Here is a 16,157-nt window from a genome sequence, read left to right as displayed (position 1 = left end):
GCGTGCACGAGCCGGTGGACCTCGCCGTGGTCGTCGACTGACCACCTGCGGGCGGCACTTTCACGTGAAAGTGCGGCTCAGCCGGCGAGCTTCACGCCGATGTCGCGCAGGCCGTCGAGGTCGTGGACGTCACCGGCCAGCGCCGGCACCTTCGCCAGTGCCACCTCGGGGTGCGCGCGGGTGAACCGCGCGAGCAGCCGTTCTTCGCGGGCGGCGAGGCTGACGCGGTCGGCGTGCAGCCGCAGCACCGCCTCGGCCAGCGGCGCGTTCGTGTCGCCTTCCTGCAGCGACTCGGCCGCCGCCAGTGCTTCGGCGCTCGACAGCTTCGCGAGCACCGGGTGCGTCCGGTTCGCGATCAGCCCGGCCAGCGGCATCGACTCGGCCGACAGCCGCTCCACGAAGTAGGACGCCTCGCGCAGGGCGTCCGGCTCCGGCGCGGCCACGACCAGGAACGACGTCCCGGACGAGCGCAGCAGCTCCGCCGTCTTGCGCGCGCGCTCGCGGAAGCCGCCGAACATGCTGTCGAACGCCTGCATGAACGCCGACGCGTCGGTCAGCAGCTGGCCGCCGATGATGGTCGACACCGCCTTGGCGAACATCGAGAACCCGGCGTTGACGACCTTGCGCAGGCCCCAGCCGCCGGCCTTCGCCGGGCCGGTCAGGAGCCGGATCATCCGCCCGTCCAACGCCGACGAGAGCCGTGTCGGCGCGTCCAGGAAGTCCAGCGCGGACCGGCTCGGCGGGGTGTCCACGATGATCAGGTCCCACTCGCCGGTGGCCGCGAGCTGGCCCAGCTTCTCCATCGCCATGTACTCCTGCGTGCCGGAGAACGACGTGGAAATCGTCTGGTAGAAGGGGTTCTGCAGCAGCTGCTCGGCGCGTTCCGGGCCGGCGTGCACCCGCACCATGTCGTCGAAGGTGCGGCGCATGTCGAGCATCATCGCCCACAGCTCGCCCTTCGGCTCGAAGCCCTCCACCTGCACCTGCTTCGGGTGGTTGCCGAGTTCTCGCAGGCCAAGCGCCTGAGCCAGCCGGCGCGCGGGGTCGATCGTCAGCACCACGGTCTGGCGGCCGCGCTCGGCCGCGCGCAGGGCCAGCGCCGCGGCGGTGGTGGTCTTGCCGACGCCGCCGGAGCCGCAGCAGACGATCACGCGGCTTTCCGGGTCGTCGAGCAGCGCGTCGATGTCGATGGTCGTCACAGCCGCACTCCCTGGTCGGTCAGGGCTTCGGCCAGGTCGTAGAGGGCCGCGACGTCGACGCCGTCGGTCAGGTCCGGCAGCTCCAGCGTGGGCAGGTCGGCCTCGGCGAGCTGCTCGCGGGCCCGCTGCTCGGCGGCGACCCGCACGGCGTGCTCGACGGTCTCGTCGACCAGCGCGTCCAGGGTCGCCTGCGGCAGCTTCAGCCCGGCCGAGGCGAGCCCGGTGCGGACGCGGGAGGCGTCGACGCGCCCGTCCGCGGCGGCGGTCACCGAACGGGCGGGCAGCCGCGGCGGCCGGACCCGGTTGACCAGCACCGCGCCCGGGCGCAGATCGGCGCCGTCCAGCTCGGCCACGGCCTCGACGGTTTCGCGCACCGGCATCTCCTCCAGCAGCGTGGCCAGGTGCACCGCGGTCTCGCCGGAGTGCAGCAGGCGGACCACGCCGTCGGCCTGGCCGCGGATCGGGCCGGTCTTCGCGAGGTCGGTCAGCGCCTTGGTGACGTCGAGGAACTTGACGACCCGGCCGGTCGGCGGTGAGTCGACGACGACGGCGTCGTAGGTGTGCCGCCCGTCCGACTCGGTCCGGCCGACGCACTCCTTGATCTTCCCGGTGAGCAGGACGTCCCGCAGGCCCGGCGCGAGCGTGGTCGCGAACTCGATCGCGCCCATCCGCCGCAGCGTCCGGCCGGCGAAGCCGAGGTTGTAGAACATCTCGAAGTACTCGAGCAGCGCGGCTTCGACGTCGATGTGCAGCGCACGCAGCTCGCCCCCGCCGGGGACGGACGCGATGCGCTGCTCGGCGTAGGGCAGCGGCTCGGTGTCGAAGAGCTGGGCGATGCCCTGGCGGCCTTCGACCTCGATGAGCAGCACGCGACGGCCTTCGCGGGCGAGCGCGAGGCCGAGCGCGGCGGCGAGCGTCGTCTTCCCGGTGCCGCCCTTGCCGGTGACGAAGTGCAGCCGGGCGCGGGCAAGCTCGTCGGTCCAGCCGGCATGGGAAGTGGTCACTTCACCACCCTAATTCAGCGCTCAACCGGCCAGCAGCATGACGCTGACCGCAGCCGCGACGACGGCGACGAGCGCCCAGCTCACGAGGCCGGGCAGCACCGTGAGGGTGAGCACGCCCACCACCGCCAGCAGGGTGAAGGTGATCACCCCACCCAGCGCGACCTGACCCGAGTTCCGCGTCCGGTCACGCACCTTCGCCATCACGACGAGCACCAGGGGCAGGCCGGCCGCCGCGAGCAGCGCCGTCGCGAGCACGCGCCACGTTTCCACGCGCCCACGCTAGCGTGAGATGAACCACACCCCGGCGCGTCGCGTCCCGTTTTCCGGCGGTGTCCCCGGGCGCACTTGCCCGCTTGGCTACGCTCGGCGGCTATGAGCACCACCAAGTGGGAGTACGCCACCGTCCCTCTGCTGATCCACGCCACGAAGCAGATCCTCGACCAGTGGGGCGAGGACGGCTGGGAGCTGGTCACCGTGCTGCCGAACCCGACCGGCGAGCAGCACGTCGCCTACCTGAAGCGTCCGAAGGGCTGACCGGGGTGAGCTGGAGCGAACGGCTGAAGGAGCTCGGTATCGAGCTGCCCGGCGTCGCGGCGCCGCTGGCCGCGTACGTCCCCGCCGTCCAGAGCGGCAACCACGTCTACACCTCCGGCCAGCTGCCCTTCGTCGACGGCGTGCTCGCCGCGACCGGCAAGGTCGGCGCGGAGATCAGCCCCGAAGAGGCGAAGGGGCACGCTCGCACGTCGGTGCTCAACGCGCTCGCGGCCGTGCACGCGCTGGTGGGCATTGACAACGTCGCGCGGATCGTCAAGGTTGTCGGCTTCGTGGCTTCCGCGGAGGGCTTCACCGGCCAGCCTGCGGTCGTCAACGGCGCGTCCGAACTGCTCGGCGAGGTCTTCGGCGACGCGGGCATCCACGCCCGGTCGGCCGTCGGCGTCGCGGAGCTGCCCATCGGCTCGCCGGTGGAGGTCGAACTCATCGTGGAGGTGCAGTGATGGACCCGGACATCGAGCAGTCCACCCACGAGCTGCTGATCCGGCTGGCCGGGCGGCTGCCCGACCAGCTGCTGTGGCGGTTCCGGGACTGGCTCGGCGAAGGCGCGATGGGCACCCTCGCCCGGACCCTCCCGAGGTCTTTGCTTAAGCACAGGATCGACCTCGACCAAACGGAGTACCGGCTGCTCGTGGCCGGTCTCATCCCGCACGGCGCCGACTGGCACCAGGTCAGTTCGACGCTGGGGGTAGACGACGTCTCCGAGAACCGGTACACATTCACGTCGAGTGCGCCCGAATGGGTTAACTCGGTCGACTCCGTGTCCGTTCTGATCCACGCAACGTTGCGGGGTCGCCCGGACGTGGGGGAAGTGCGGCAGAGCTGGCGACACGTCGGTGTGGTCGGGCAGGGGACCGCCAAGCGCGTCCTGCTCGTCACCGCGCAGGCGGGGCTGCCGAGGCTGACCGGCGAACTGCAGCGCGTGCTGCGCGTTCTGGGCGACGAAGAGCCCAGCGTCGAGGTCATCCCGCCGCGCTTCGACCTGCCGGGTTACCACCGGGCCGCGCTGGCCGACTCAGAGCTGGTCTGCGTGGGCGCGGTGACGGGAAGCCGGCTAGTAGCCGCATAACGCTCGCCCGCCAGCGAGCTGGGAGGGAGCAAGGCAATGGTGGAGGTCCACGACGGCCCGCCCATGGACGGGTTCTCGGTGCCCCTGCGCCTGCACAACCTGTTGCTGGCCCTGGCGGGCCGGATCGACGACAGCGCGCTCACGGAAGCTCGTGAGCTGATCGCCCGGGCCCACATCGACGAGGCGGTCGAGCTGACCACCGGCACGCTCATCGCGGGCCGGATCCCGGTCAGCTCCGCCGAGCAGCGCGAGCTGGCGCTGGTCCTCGAGATGAGCCGGTCGGACGCGACGCTGGCGAACGATCTGCTGGTCGACGAGGCCGAGCCGGTCAGCACGCACCGGTTCACCGGCGAGAACGCCCCGGAGTTCGGCATCGCCGAGGCACTCGACCGGACCCTGCAGGTGCTGCCGGACGTCCGTTCGGTGCACGCGGTGTGGCGCAACACCCCGGCCGGCAGCGTGCCGGGCGCGCTGCCGCAGCGGGTCGTGCTCGTCGAGCTGGGGCCGGAGGGCAATCCGCCCGCCGTCGCGTTCCGCGTCGACACGGCGTTGCGCCGGGCCGGGATCCACTCGGTCGTCGAGGTCAGCGGCCCCGGCGTCGCGCACTCCGAGTACCACCAGGCCGCTTCCGCGGCCGCGTCGCCGGCCTGGGTGACCGGGAGCACGACGTCGAGCTCGTCGTCGTACCGGTCCGAGCCCGTCAAGCCGCCGGCCCCGGTGACGTCGGAATCGCTCGCGGAGTCGGGCAGCAGGCACAGCATGCGGTCCGGCGCCACCACGACGGCGCCGGCCGAGCCGGTCGCCCCGGTGGTGCCGATCGTGTCGCCGCCGCAGCCCGTCCCCGAGCCGCCCCGCAAGGCGCGGGCCGAGACGCGGGCCGAGCGCACCGCCGACCTGACTCCGGCCGAGGTGGCGCAGCTGCGCCAGGCGCTGGCCGAGGACCCGGAGAAGGGCCGCGAGATCGCCGCGGGCAAGCCGAGCATGCACGAGGTCGTCGAGCTGCCGGCGCTGGACCTGGACGACCCGAGCCTGAGCGAACGCGACCGGGCGCTGCTGCGCGAGCTGCACGCCGAGCTGGCCGAGCGCGAGCGGGCCGAGGCGGCGAAGATGCGCCTCAACGGCGCTTCCCGCTCCGGCGGCGACCAGCGCGGCTGGACCGCCCCCTGAGGTTTGCGGTACAAAGCGGCACTTTCACGTGAAAGTGCCGCTTTCCCGCTTTCTGGGATGCCACAACTGCGCGACGGGGCGGTGGGGTGCGGAGGTATGTTGCCCGGGTGGAGCAGCCAAAGGAGTTTGTCTTCGACATCCCGGTCGGCGCCGGGGTAGCCACCCGGGCCAACGCCGACGGCCCGCCGGCGACGCCGAAGGACGCGGCCACCGTGATCCTGGTCCGTGACGGCGCCGACGGCGTCGAGGTCTTCCTCCAGCACCGGGTCAAGGGCATGCCCTTCGCGGGCGGGATGACCGTCTTCCCCGGCGGCGGGGTCGACCAGCGCGACGCCGACACGTCGGTGGCGTGGGCCGGTCCCGCGCCGTCGTGGTGGGCTTCGCGGTTCGGCTGCGACGAGGCCCTCGCGCGGGCGCTGACCTGCGCGGCCGTGCGCGAGACGTTCGAGGAGTCCGGCGTGCTGCTCGCGGGCGGTGCGGACGCGGTGCTCACCGACGTCAGCCCGTACGCGGCCGCCCGCCAGGCCCTGGAGACGCGAGAGGTGTCGCTGGCCGGCTTCCTCGCCGACGCGGGCTTGACGCTGCGGGCGGACCTGCTGCGTCCGTGGGCGCACTGGATCACGCCCGAGCAGGAACCGCGCCGGTACGACACCCGGTTCTACGTCGCGAAGCTCCCGGAAGGCCAGGAGGCCGACGGTGCGACGTCGGAGGCGTCGAGCTCCGGCTGGCAGCGTCCCGAAGACGCCATCGTCGACGCGCGCGAAGGGCGTCGCATGCTGATGCCGCCGACGTGGCTGACGCTGAGCGAGCTGGCGGAGTTCGCCACCGCCGACGACGTGCTGGCCGCGCCACGCGAGATCGTCCGGATCGCGCCCACGCTGGTGCGGGAGAACGGTCACGTCCGCGTCGTCCTGGAGCCGCGGTGAACGCCCCGGCCTACGGCGTGCTGCGCCAGGTGTCCGAGACGGCTTCGGTGCTGCTGGAGAACAACCCGTCGTCGATGACGCTCGAAGGCACCAACAGCTGGGTGCTGCGGGCGACGCCGTCGAGCCCGGCGGTGGTCGTCGATCCGGGCTACCGCGACCTCGAGCACCTCGAGCTGCTGGCCGGGGCCGGCGAGGTGGAGCTGATCCTGCTCACGCACTGCCACCCCGACCACGCCGAGGGTGCGCCGTGGTTCGCCGAGCGCGTCGGCGCGCCGGTGCGGGCGTTCGACCCCGCCCTGTGCATCGACGCTTCGTCCTTTGTGGACGGCGAGGTGATCTCGGCGGGCGGCCTCTCCCTCCGTGTCCTGCACACGCCGGGGCACACCGACGACTCGGTGTCGCTCATAGTCGGTTCGCAGGTGCTGACCGGCGACACCATCCTCGGGCGCGGCACCACGGTGCTGCACGACCTCGGCGACTACCTGCGGTCGCTGCGGAAGCTGATCGAGCTGCCGGCGGGGACGGTCGGCCTGCCCGGCCACGGCCCGGAGCTCCTCGATCTGCCCGCGACCGCGCGCGAGTACCTTTCCCACCGGGAACAGCGGCTCGACCAGGTGCGTTCGGCCTTGAAGACGCTCGGGGCGGACGCCACTCCGCGCCAGGTCGTCGAGGTCGTGTACGCCGACGTCGACCGGGCGCTGTGGGCGCCCGCCGAGTGGAGCGTGCAGGCACAGCTGGACTACTTGCGGTCGGAGGAAAACGGATGAGCAACGTCGAGGTCGAGTTCTACTGGCGCCCGGGGTGCGGGTTCTGCGCCGCGCTGGAGCGCCCGTTGTCGAAGAGCGGCTTCACCGTCCGCGCGATCAACATCTGGGAGGACCCGGCGGCGGCCGCACGGGTGCGCGAGGTCGCGAACGGCAACGAGACGGTACCGACGGTGATCGTCGGGTCGACCGCGATGGTGAACCCCTCCTTCGCCGAAGTCGAGGCCGCCGTCAAGGCAGCTTCGGCGGGGTGAGTGCGCTGGGCCGTTCTCCGTGGAGGAAGGCGGCCCACACTTCGCGCAGACCGGTCTCGTTCTCGAGGCCGGCCGGTGCGCCTTCGAGCATCGGCGCCTTCCAGACGTCGTGGGTGCCGAAGAGGAACGGGATGTCGATGCAGTGGCAGGCGCCGAACCGGTTGCCCGGAGCCTGCCAGTCGAAGCGGTAGGTGAAGGCGCCGAGTTTCTCCGCCAGCCGCTCGCTGGTGAAGAAGCCGTTCGCCTGGTCGATGACCCCCTGGGGCGCGTCGGGGACGAAGGCGCGCAGCTCCTCCCGCGTCCAGCTGATGAGCGCGGGGCCTTCCGGCGCGGCGTCGATGAGGTCCGTCGCCACGAGGTCGTCGTCGGCGACGAGCTGGAACGGCGGTTCGATGGAGCCGGGCTTGCCGGGGACGGCGAGCTGAGCGGCGATCAGCCGTTCGGTTCCGATGGTCCGGATGTCCGCGCCGCCCAGCGCTTCGGCGCGCCGCCCAGCGCTTCGGCGAGCCGCGCGGCGGGCCCGGCGGCTTCGTCCGGTGTGGACGGTCGCATGCCGAGCGGTGCGCTCTGCAGCGCGATCCGCTTGACCAAGCCCTTCGCGCGTGGCGCCGACCAGAGGGCGAGCGTCGACTGCGCCCCGGCCGACTGCCCGCCGAGGGTGATCTCGGCCGGATTCCCGCCGAACGCGGCGATGTTGTCCCGCACCCATTCCAGCGCGGCGAGCTGATCGGCGATCCCGAGGTTCGCCGGGATCCCCTCGGCGCTCAGGAACCCGAGCACACCCAGGCGGTAGTTGAGCGTCACGACGACGGCGTCGGCGTCGCGGGCCAGGCGCGTGCCGGTGTACCAGACCTGGCCACCGGAGCCGCTGGAGAACCCGCCGCCGTGGATCCACACCAGCACCGGACGGCTTCCGGTGGTCGACGGCGTGAAGACGTTGAGGGAGAGGCAGTCTTCGCTCTGCGGCAGGGGCATCGGCCCGAGGGCGCGCTCCAGCCGCGACGGCGGCTGCGGTGCGGCGGGCCCGGCTTCGAGCGCGTCTTTGACACCACTCCACGGCTTCGGCGGCTTCGGGGCTTCGAAGCGTTTCGCGGTGGCGTACGGGATGCCCTTGAACGCGCCTTGCGTGCCGTGGATCCGGCCGGCGGTGGTTTCGACGATCATCGCGCCTCCTCGAAGTACACGGCCGCTCCGAAGGCGTCCTCGGCGCGGACGAAGAATCCGCGGTCGTTCGTGCTCGTCGGAACGTGCTCCTCGATCAGCTTCCGCGCTTTCGCCAGATCGGCAACCACGACCCCGTGGGCGGCGAAGTACGGCAGCTTCCGCGGGGTTTCGCCGGGCAGGACCGCGTCGAGGTCGCTCGTCCCGATGATGTCGACCAGCCGCCGCCCGCCGGTGAGCACGTCATAACGCTGCTGGTAGACGGCCGTTTCGCTGTCCGGGACCACGAGAACGATCCCGGCGACGCCGCGGGCGCCGTTGGGGTGGCCGAGGTAGCGCGGCTGGTGGACGTACTCCGGGGTGAGGTGCTCGGCGGTGTGCAGGATGCCCTCGGGGGTACGGTCCCGTCTGATGTGGACACTTCGGAAGCGCGCGGTGCGCGTGCCTTCCGGCAGCTCGACGTCCCGCTGCAGCTGCAGCACGCCCGAGCCGGAAAGCCCGGCTTCGCGAAGCCGGCGCTCGGCTTCCGCGGAGTCGTCGACGCCGAAGGAACAGCCGTGGAGGCCGTCGCCGCGGGCGTCCAGGATCGGCAGCACGCGCCACGGGTCGCCGGCTTCCTCGTCGACGATCCCGATCAGTTCGAGGAACGAGCCACCGAAGTAGGCGCAGCGGTTGGCCGTGCAGCTCGGAACCGGATCGCTCCGGTCGCTGACGGACGCGAAGTGCCGCGACGGCGGGCTGAGCGTGAAGCCGAGTTGTTCGTAGCGACGCCAGGTGTCCGCGTAGTTCCTGGTCAGGAAGACCGTGTGGTCGATGTGCATGCCTTCAGCGTGGGTGGCTCCGCGGCGGCGTTCCATCCACGACGAGATCGTGCGCGGAATCCGACATCACCTAGGCTGATCTGGTGGAATCCGGCCGGAAGCTGCGTTCGGCCGGGGTGCTGCGGGTGGTCGGCGTCCCGGAGGCGGCACCACTGGGCCAGGTCCACTGGCTGGTCCGGCTGCGGTGCGTCCCCGACGCGGCGGCGGCGATCGCGGCCGGGCTGGCCCGCCGGGACGACACGCAGTGGGTGAGCCTGATGTCCGGCGGGACGGAGATCGTGTGCTTCGTCCGGGCGCCGCTGCGGGAGCAGGCGGACGGCTTGTTGCTGGGTCAGTTGCCGCGGACGCCTCGAGTGGTGTCGATGACGGCGTACCGGCTGTTGCGCCGCTTCGCGGGCGGCCCGGCGGGCTGGCCGGGCCGGTCGAACGCGTTGTCGCCGGCGGAGGTCGCGGCGTTGCGCCACCCGGCTCCGGACGCCGTGTACCGGCCCGAGCCGGAGGACGCGGCCCTGTTCGCCGCCCTGGCCCACGACGCCCGAGCCGACATGTCGACATTGGCGTCGGCCTGTGGCCGGTCGGAGTCGACGGTCCGCCGTCGCCTGGAGGTCCTGCGCTCATCGGGAGCGCTGTACTTCGACGTGGAGGTGGACGCGGCCTTGCTGGGCTACCCGTTGACGGCGACGCTCTGGCTGACGGTGGCCCCATCGGCCCTGGAGTCGGCCGGCCAGGCGCTGGCATCCCACCCCAAGTGGCCTTCGCGGCGGCCACAACGGGCCCGGCGAACCTGGTGGCCAACGTGGGCTGCCGCGACGACGCGGCCCTGTATGCGTATTTGGCCGATGACCTGGGCGGGTTGCCGGGGGTCCAGCAGGTGGAGACGGCCCCGATGATCCGGACGTTGAAGCGCTTCGGCACCCTGGAGCCGGTGTAGCGCAGTGACCTGCGCTCGGCGGCCACGTCCTTCGTCGATCTGCACGAGTTCTTCGCTCGGGAAGGTCTCTCCAGCCGGGGCCTGCGGATGGAAGCCCTGCTGGAGGGGCTCGTCGCCGCACCTCCGGCACGCCTGCGAACAGCGCTTCGGGAGCGGCCATGACCGTCAGCCAGTTCACCGCCGGACCGGCGGCCACCGTCGTCCTCCGGGACCTGAGCGAGCTCATCGGCTGAGCATGGGCATCAGGTAGTACGTCAGCTCCACCTCCCCGGGCTCCGCCGCCCGCAGGATGCACGCCCGCATCCCCGGCTGGATCGACAGCACCACCCGCTCACCCGCGAAGGCCTGCAGCGCGTCAAGCAGGTACCGAGCCTGGAACGACGGGGACGTCCGCCCGCCGCCGACGTCCGCCTTCAGCGTCTCCTCCGCTTCGCCCGTGTCCTGGCGGGCGCTCGCCAGGCGGACCTGCGCGTCGCCCACCTCGAGCGTCAAGACGCGCCTGTCCTCGGCGTACACGCCCACGCGGCGGACCGCCGCCGCCAGGGCGTCCGCCTCCAGGGACACCGTGGTGTCCACCGCGCCCGAGGGGATCGACTCCTCCGACAGGAAGCCCGCGTCGAGCACCGCCGTGGCGACCAGGCCGCCTGACCAGCTCAAGCCGAAGCGGCCAGGGCCGAGGTGCAGCCCGACCACCCCGGCGGCCTGGCGTGCGGCCTCGGACAGCAGGGTCGCCGGGACCAGGACGTCCAGCGCACCCGGCGTGCGCAGTGGCAGCCGGGCCACCGCCATCCGGTAGCGGTCCGACGCGGTCAGGGTGAGGCGGTCGCCTCCCTGCAGCCGGACGCCGGTGAACAGCGGCAGCGGGTCGTCTTTGGCCGCGGTTCCCGCGACGATCCGCAGCGCCGAGGCGAACGCCGCTCCGTCTACTTCGGACACCAGGGCCGGTGGGTCCGAAGCGAGACCGGACTCGGGCAGCAGCGGCAGCGCGAACCGGGCGTTGTCCAGCCGCAACGCCAGGCGGGTGCCTTCGACGATCAGGCGCACCGACTCCGCGTCCAAGGCCCGAAGCGTCTCCGCCAGCGGTGCCGCGGGCACGACGACCGAGCCGTCGGTGTGCGTGGTCGCCGGGCAGTCGAACCGGACGGCCAGGTCCGGCGCGCTCCCGGCGACCGTCAGTCCGGCCGCGCCCGCTTCCAGCCGCAGCCCGGCGCGGGCCGGCAGCAGGCGCGAAGCGGCGGAGACGGCCGCCGAGAGGCGGTGAGCAGGCGCGGTGACGTCCATGCCCACAAGCTAGCGGCGGGCACCGACAAAAACCGCCGAACTACGCGCTGACCAGCTCGGGAACCGGAGCGGACCGGGGCGCCCGTACCGTGCCGCGTAGCAGCCACACGACGAAGGCGAGCACCAGCCCGGCCACGCTCGCCGCGAGGAACGCCGCACCCGGACCGGCGTGCTCGACGACGTACCCGCTGATCGACTGGCCTGCCGCCAGCCCCAGCGTCACGGCGGTGAGCACCCAGCCGAACGCCTCCGCCGCGGTCCCGGACGGCGCGACCACCTCGATCGCCGCCGAGTGGGCCGTCGACTGCGGCGTGATCAACGCGCCCGCCAGCAGCATCATCAGCGCCAGGCCCCACAGCGAAGACGGCCAGGCGAGCAGCGCGACCAGCGCGCCGAACCCGCCGAGCAGGGCCGGCAGCCGCAGGCCCAGCCGCCGCGGCCACGGCCGCAGGCTGTAGGCGACGCCGAACGCGACCGAGCTCAGCGACCACGCGGACAGCAGCAGGCCACCCACGGAGGCGTGGCCCGCTTCGGTGGCCGACGCCGGCACGGCGACCTCGACGAACCCGATCACGACGCCGAAACCGAGCGCGGCGAGCGCCAGCGTCCGCATGCCCGGGCTCGACAGCGCGCCCAGCAGCGACCCCCGCGCGCCGCCGGAAGGACCCCACGCCCGGACGGCCGGGCTCAACGCGAACAGCAGGGCGCCGGTGAACTGCAGCGCGACGCCCAGCACCAGGCCGGTGCCCGCCCACGGCGCCATGACCAGCAGCCCGGCCACGCCGGGACCGAGGATGAAGAACACCTCCATGCTGATCGCCTCGTACGAGAACGCGGCGTTGCGCGCGCCACCCGGCGGGAGCAGCCGTGCCCACAGCGCTCGCGACGCCGACCCGACCATCGGCTCGGACAGCCCGGTGACGGCGCCGAACGTGACCATGACGGCGGTCGTGGCGTGCGACTCGATGGCCGTGACCAAGGCGGCCATCGACAGCGCCGAGAGGAGCGCGAAGACGAGCAGCGGCCGGGTCGGCCCGAACCGGTCGATCAACCTGCCCTGCACCACGGCGCCCACCGAGACACCGACGAGTGAACCGGCCGAGACCAGCCCGGCCACGGCGAAGGAACCGGTCTCACGCTGGACGTAGAGCAGCGCCGAGATGCCGATCATCGCGATCGGCAGGCGGGCGAGCACGGACGCGACGGCGGGCCGCCGGGCGGCGCGGGTCGTCAGCGCGGTGCGGTAGTCGGCGAGCGACGTGCGGCTTTCGTGGTTCGAGGCAGACTGGGACACCACAGCAGTATGCCGCAGAGTGGTACGTCAGTACCAGTTATTTACCGGTCACGTGCGTCACCGGTGGCCGGACTGTGGATCTTGGGGACGGCGCAGGAGATCTCGATCAGGTAACACTCAGGATATTCTGTGTGGACTCCTGCAACGAAACCGCCCAGATGGCGTCCTTGAGAGTGAATGGCCTTGAATTCGTGGGTATGGGCCGTGATGGTTGAACAACAGCACAGAAAAACCCAGCTCCCTCCGGCACACGGGTCGGGGCCTGGCCCGGAGGGCGGGAGCGCGGATCGTCGGGGGATGGTCCGCGCAACAACGAAGAGCCGGTGCGCCACGTCGGGGGTGGCGCCCGGCTCTTTGTTATGGGTTACGCGAAGAAGGCCTCCTCACCCGGCGGGTGAGGAGGCCTTCTTCATGACAGAGACTCAGTGTGACGGAGACTCGGCGTGACAGAGACTCAGCGGGCCCGGCGGGCGAGCCGCTCCGGGTCCAGGATCAGCACGCTCTTGCCCTCGAGCCGCAGCCAGCCGCGGTGGGCGAAGTCCGCCAAAGCCTTGTTGACGGTCTCGCGCGAGGCGCCGACGTACTGGGCGATCTCTTCCTGCGTCAGGTCGTGCGTGACCCGCAGCAAGCCCGCCTCCTGGCTGCCGAACCGCTGCGCGAGCTGCAGCAGCGCCCGCGCCACGCGGCCCGGGACGTCGGTGAAGATCAGTTCCGCGACCATGTTGTTCGTCCGGCGCAGACGGCGCGCGACCACGCGCAGCAGCTGCTCGGCGATCTCCGGGCGGGTCGAGATCCACTGGCGCAGGGCCGGGCGGTCCATGGTGACCGCGCGGACCTCGGTGACCGTGGTCGCGCTCGAGGTCCGGGGTCCGGGGTCGAAGATGGACAGCTCGCCGAACATGTCGGACGGGCCGAAGATGCCCAGCAGGTTCTCGCGGCCGTCCGGCGACTTGCGGCCGATCTTCACCTTGCCGGACTGGATGATGTACAGCTTGTCGCCGGGTTCACCCTCGTTGAAGATGACATGGCCGCGGGGGAACTCCACGGATTCCAAGGTCTGGGCCAGCGCCTCCGCCGCTGCCGGCTCCACACCCTGGAAAATGCCCGCACGGGCCAGGGTTTCGTCCACCTCGGGTGCCTCCTCGTCGAGAAACGATCACGCTCCCCCGTGACTGAAGGAGCGTGACGCCGATCACTTGCGCGTCAGTCTAGGGCGTACTCCCGAGATCGCCCGCCGGACTCGCACATGGCGGAAACGATCTCGTTCGAACGTGGAGCCTAACTCCGCACGCGACGCGCGCGTAGCCTGGCTGCCCGTCCGCCCAGCCTACGCAGCCGGAACAGCTCCAGCGCACGGCCGATGCCGTGCCCGTAGAGCGCCCTGACCTCGTTGGGCTGCGCCTGCTCGAGGAACTCTTCGACCTCGTTCTCCTGCACCGCGACGTGCTTGAGCCTGCTCTCCACCCGCTCCATGAAGAGCGCGAAGAACATGATGACCAGGGGGACCAGGATGACGAACCAGACGGTCATGACCGGACCCCGAAACACTCAGTGAGAAGCATGTACTCCAGATCCTCGCTCATGGCGGCCGGAAAACGCGCCGAGGTGGTGCTCTGGCGTGTCGGTCGTCCACCGGTGCAGTGCCCGGCTCGTCCGACGGCGCCCGTAGGCTATCGGGGTGCCACCTGCCACCACGAACGCCCCCCGTGAGGGCGCTGGTGAAAGCCGGTTAGCTCTGGTGAGACGCGCCAGGCGGATGAAGCGTTGCTTGGACGACGTGTATCCGGACGCGCACTGCGAGCTCGACTTCACCACGCCACTCGAACTGCTGGTCGCGGTCGTGCTGTCCGCGCAGACCACCGACGTCCGGGTGAACCTCGTCACCCCCGCGCTGTTCAAGCGCTACCGGACCGCCGCCGACTACGCGGGCGCCGACCGCGCCGAGCTGGAGGAATACCTCCGGAGCACCGGCTTCTACCGGGCCAAGGCCAACTCCGTGATGGGCCTCGGCGCGGCGCTGGTCGAGCGCTTCGACGGCGAGGTCCCCGGCAAGCTCGACGACCTGGTCACCCTGCCCGGCGTCGGCCGCAAGACCGCCAACGTCGTGCTCGGCAACGCCTTCGACGTGCCGGGCATCACCGTCGACACCCACTTCGGCCGGCTGGTCCGGCGCTGGGGCTGGACGGCGGAGGACGATCCGGTCAAGGTCGAGCACGCGATCGGCGAGCTGATCCCCCGCAAGGAGTGGACGATGCTCTCCCACCGGGTGATCTTCCACGGCCGCCGCGTCTGCCACGCCAAGAAGCCGGCCTGCGGCGCCTGCCCGCTGGCCAGGGACTGCCCCTCCTACGGCACCGGCCCGACCGGGTTCGAGGAAGCCGCGAAATTGGTCAAAGGCGTCGAAAAGGACCACATCCTGGCGCTGGCGACGCCCCGGTGACGAGAGTCACCCGGTGGGCGCTGGCCGCCGCTGTGCTGGCGGTGGCGCTGATCGTCGCGCTGCTGCCGCGCGGGGGTGACGACACCGCTGCCAAGCCGGCCGGGGATCTCGCGCCCGCCCGGTCCGCGGCGGCGCTCCAGCCGTGCCCGGTGCCGGGCTCCGCGCAGCCCGTCAAGCAGCTCGAAGGGGTCAAGGCGGACTGCCTCGGCGACGGCGCGAGCGTCGACGTCGGACGCGCGCTCGCCGGGGCTCCGGTGCTGGTCAACGTGTGGGCGTCGTGGTGCGAGCCGTGCCGGACCGAGCTGCCCGTGCTCCAGGAGTACGCGAAGCAGCCCGGTGCCGTGCGCGTGCTCGGCGTCCAGGTGCAGAGCCCGGCGAAGGACGGCCTGGACCTGCTGGCGAAGCTGGGTGTGCACCTGCCGTCGGTGTTCGACGGGGACGGGGGAAGCGGGCCCGTCCGGACGGCGCTGAACGTGCCTTCGTCGCTCCCGGCGTCCTACCTGGTGACCGCCCGGGGCGACGTGCGGTTCATCGCCAACCCCCGCACGTTCGTGAACACTGACCAGGTGCGCGTGGCAGTCGAGGGGGCAGCGTGATCGGACCACTGGTCGAACCGGAGTCGGTGCCCGAGTGGCTCCGGCCGCTGGTCAAGGTCAGCGCCGAGGTCGATTCGAAGACGTTCACGCGGTTCAGCCCGCCCGAGGACGCCTTCACCCGGCCCGCCGCGGTGCTCATCCTCTTCGGCGAGCGCGAAGCCGACGGCGAGCCGGACGTCCTGCTCCAGCGCCGCGCCGACACCTTGGGTTCGCACGCCGGGCAGGTGGCGTTCCCCGGCGGCGGCGCCGAAGAGGGCGACGGCGGCCCGGTCGGCACCGCGCTGCGCGAGGCCGAAGAGGAGACCGGCGTGGTTCCGTCCGGCGTCCGCCCGGTCGCGGTGCTGCCGGAGCTGTTCGTCCCGGTGTCCGGCTTCGCCGTGACGCCGGTGCTGGCGCACTGGGCGGAACCCTCGCCGGTGCACGCGGTCGACCCGGGCGAGACGGCGTCCGTCGCGCGCGTTCCCATCGCCGACCTGGTCGACCCGGCCAACCGGTTCACGGTCAAGAAGGCCGGCATGCCGTGGAAGGGCCCGGCCTTCGAGGTCGGCGGCCTGTTCGTCTGGGGGTTCACCGCCGGGTTGCTGTCGGTCCTCCTGAGCCTGGGAGGCTGGGAGCGCGAATGGGACTCGGGCGACGTCCGGGACCTCGACGAAGCACTGGCGGCGTTCCGGGCGCGGCTCATGGGCGAAGGGTGAGGC

The 16,157-nt window shown here is 71.9% G+C and carries 21 protein-coding genes; 11 read left to right on the top strand and 10 right to left on the bottom strand.

Annotated features, from left to right (window positions below; translation table 11 throughout):
- Positions 1 to 77: 77 nt before the first annotated feature.
- Genes AB0F15_RS11050 through AB0F15_RS11040 form a run of 3 tightly spaced genes read right to left on the bottom strand, consistent with a single transcriptional unit; the run spans position 78 to position 2,473 of the window.
- The gene (locus AB0F15_RS11050) at positions 78 to 1,199 is read right to left on the bottom strand and encodes an ArsA family ATPase (protein ID WP_360268588.1); all 1,122 of its coding nucleotides are present in this window, start codon (positions 1,197 to 1,199) and stop codon (positions 78 to 80) included.
- A complete protein-coding gene (locus tag AB0F15_RS11045) occupies positions 1,196 to 2,203 on the bottom strand; it encodes an ArsA-related P-loop ATPase (protein ID WP_360268585.1) in 1,008 nt (335 codons plus the stop codon). Before AB0F15_RS11045 ends, AB0F15_RS11050 begins: the two co-directional genes overlap by 4 nt.
- Before the next feature lie 21 nt (positions 2,204 to 2,224).
- Complete coding sequence (locus AB0F15_RS11040) at positions 2,225 to 2,473, bottom strand: hypothetical protein (protein ID WP_360268582.1); 249 nt, start codon at positions 2,471 to 2,473, stop codon at positions 2,225 to 2,227.
- Between the two features lie 102 nt (positions 2,474 to 2,575).
- On the opposite strand from AB0F15_RS11040, the gene AB0F15_RS11035 reads away from it, so the two are divergent.
- The 7 genes from AB0F15_RS11035 to AB0F15_RS11005 all read left to right on the top strand — a co-directional run bounded on the left by AB0F15_RS11035 (position 2,576) and on the right by AB0F15_RS11005 (position 6,935).
- Positions 2,576 to 2,737: a hypothetical protein gene (locus tag AB0F15_RS11035; protein ID WP_360268579.1), complete on the top strand. Its 162-nt coding sequence runs from the start codon at positions 2,576 to 2,578 to the stop codon at positions 2,735 to 2,737.
- 5 nt (positions 2,738 to 2,742) lie between these two features.
- Positions 2,743 to 3,198 carry a RidA family protein gene (locus AB0F15_RS11030; protein ID WP_360268576.1) on the top strand — a complete coding sequence of 152 codons (456 nt, stop codon included), beginning with the start codon at positions 2,743 to 2,745 and terminating at the stop codon, positions 3,196 to 3,198.
- Positions 3,198 to 3,824, top strand: a complete 627-nt coding sequence (locus AB0F15_RS11025) for a hypothetical protein (protein ID WP_360268573.1) — start codon at positions 3,198 to 3,200, stop codon at positions 3,822 to 3,824. The genes AB0F15_RS11030 and AB0F15_RS11025 overlap by 1 nt, the downstream gene beginning before the upstream one ends.
- A gap of 36 nt (positions 3,825 to 3,860) precedes the next feature.
- A complete protein-coding gene (locus AB0F15_RS11020; protein WP_360268570.1) occupies positions 3,861 to 4,991 on the top strand; it encodes a hypothetical protein in 1,131 nt (376 codons plus the stop codon).
- 107 nt (positions 4,992 to 5,098) lie between these two features.
- Positions 5,099 to 5,917 carry an NUDIX hydrolase gene (locus AB0F15_RS11015; protein ID WP_360268567.1) on the top strand — a complete coding sequence of 273 codons (819 nt, stop codon included), beginning with the start codon at positions 5,099 to 5,101 and terminating at the stop codon, positions 5,915 to 5,917.
- Positions 5,914 to 6,684 (top strand): MBL fold metallo-hydrolase, encoded by a 771-nt coding sequence (locus AB0F15_RS11010; protein ID WP_360268564.1) that lies wholly within the window; start codon positions 5,914 to 5,916, stop codon positions 6,682 to 6,684. Before AB0F15_RS11015 ends, AB0F15_RS11010 begins: the two co-directional genes overlap by 4 nt.
- Entirely contained in the window at positions 6,681 to 6,935 is a 255-nt protein-coding gene (locus AB0F15_RS11005) for a glutaredoxin domain-containing protein (RefSeq protein ID WP_020642043.1), read from the top strand. Before AB0F15_RS11010 ends, AB0F15_RS11005 begins: the two co-directional genes overlap by 4 nt.
- On the opposite strand, the gene AB0F15_RS11000 is transcribed toward AB0F15_RS11005, so the two are convergent.
- From AB0F15_RS11000 to AB0F15_RS10990, 3 genes are all read right to left on the bottom strand, one after another.
- Entirely contained in the window at positions 6,913 to 7,290 is a 378-nt protein-coding gene (locus AB0F15_RS11000; RefSeq protein ID WP_360268561.1) for a hypothetical protein, read from the bottom strand. The genes AB0F15_RS11005 and AB0F15_RS11000 overlap by 23 nt on opposite strands.
- 77 nt (positions 7,291 to 7,367) lie before the next feature.
- Complete coding sequence (locus tag AB0F15_RS10995) at positions 7,368 to 8,099, bottom strand: carboxylesterase family protein (RefSeq protein WP_360268558.1); 732 nt, start codon at positions 8,097 to 8,099, stop codon at positions 7,368 to 7,370.
- Complete coding sequence (locus tag AB0F15_RS10990) at positions 8,096 to 8,917, bottom strand: VOC family protein (protein WP_360268555.1); 822 nt, start codon at positions 8,915 to 8,917, stop codon at positions 8,096 to 8,098. The genes AB0F15_RS10995 and AB0F15_RS10990 overlap by 4 nt, the downstream gene beginning before the upstream one ends.
- A 184-nt stretch (positions 8,918 to 9,101) precedes the next feature.
- Between AB0F15_RS10990 and AB0F15_RS10985 the strand changes: the two genes are divergently transcribed.
- Positions 9,102 to 9,848 (top strand): Lrp/AsnC ligand binding domain-containing protein, encoded by a 747-nt coding sequence (locus AB0F15_RS10985; protein WP_360268553.1) that lies wholly within the window; start codon positions 9,102 to 9,104, stop codon positions 9,846 to 9,848.
- 222 nt (positions 9,849 to 10,070) lie between these two features.
- Here AB0F15_RS10985 and AB0F15_RS10980 read toward each other — a convergent pair whose 3' ends face one another.
- The 4 genes from AB0F15_RS10980 to AB0F15_RS10965 all read right to left on the bottom strand — a co-directional run bounded on the left by AB0F15_RS10980 (position 10,071) and on the right by AB0F15_RS10965 (position 13,953).
- Positions 10,071 to 11,129 (bottom strand): DNA polymerase III subunit beta, encoded by a 1,059-nt coding sequence (locus AB0F15_RS10980; RefSeq protein WP_360268550.1) that lies wholly within the window; start codon positions 11,127 to 11,129, stop codon positions 10,071 to 10,073.
- Between the two features lie 40 nt (positions 11,130 to 11,169).
- Positions 11,170 to 12,423, bottom strand: coding sequence for an MFS transporter (locus AB0F15_RS10975; protein WP_360268547.1), 1,254 nt, complete (start codon positions 12,421 to 12,423; stop codon positions 11,170 to 11,172).
- Positions 12,424 to 12,877: 454 nt separating this feature from the next.
- Entirely contained in the window at positions 12,878 to 13,552 is a 675-nt protein-coding gene (locus AB0F15_RS10970; RefSeq protein ID WP_003081747.1) for a Crp/Fnr family transcriptional regulator, read from the bottom strand.
- 149 nt (positions 13,553 to 13,701) lie between these two features.
- Positions 13,702 to 13,953 carry a hypothetical protein gene (locus AB0F15_RS10965; protein ID WP_013230551.1) on the bottom strand — a complete coding sequence of 84 codons (252 nt, stop codon included), beginning with the start codon at positions 13,951 to 13,953 and terminating at the stop codon, positions 13,702 to 13,704.
- Positions 13,954 to 14,179: 226 nt separating this feature from the next.
- Between AB0F15_RS10965 and nth the strand changes: the two genes are divergently transcribed.
- From nth to AB0F15_RS10950, 3 genes are read left to right on the top strand one after another with little or no spacing between them, the layout of a single operon-like run.
- On the top strand, positions 14,180 to 14,863 hold the full coding sequence (gene nth, locus AB0F15_RS10960) for an endonuclease III (protein ID WP_360268544.1): 684 nt from the start codon (positions 14,180 to 14,182) through the stop codon (positions 14,861 to 14,863).
- Positions 14,860 to 15,459 carry a TlpA disulfide reductase family protein gene (locus AB0F15_RS10955; protein WP_360268540.1) on the top strand — a complete coding sequence of 200 codons (600 nt, stop codon included), beginning with the start codon at positions 14,860 to 14,862 and terminating at the stop codon, positions 15,457 to 15,459. Before nth ends, AB0F15_RS10955 begins: the two co-directional genes overlap by 4 nt.
- Positions 15,456 to 16,154, top strand: a complete 699-nt coding sequence (locus tag AB0F15_RS10950; protein ID WP_360268537.1) for a CoA pyrophosphatase — start codon at positions 15,456 to 15,458, stop codon at positions 16,152 to 16,154. Before AB0F15_RS10955 ends, AB0F15_RS10950 begins: the two co-directional genes overlap by 4 nt.
- The last annotated feature ends 3 nt before the right edge of the window (positions 16,155 to 16,157 follow it).

The sequence above is a fragment of the Amycolatopsis sp. NPDC026612 genome, from assembly GCF_040638285.1.
In the GTDB taxonomy this organism is placed as follows: Bacteria; Actinomycetota; Actinomycetes; order Mycobacteriales; family Pseudonocardiaceae; genus Amycolatopsis.
This window is presented reverse-complemented; position numbering and strand designations above follow the sequence as displayed.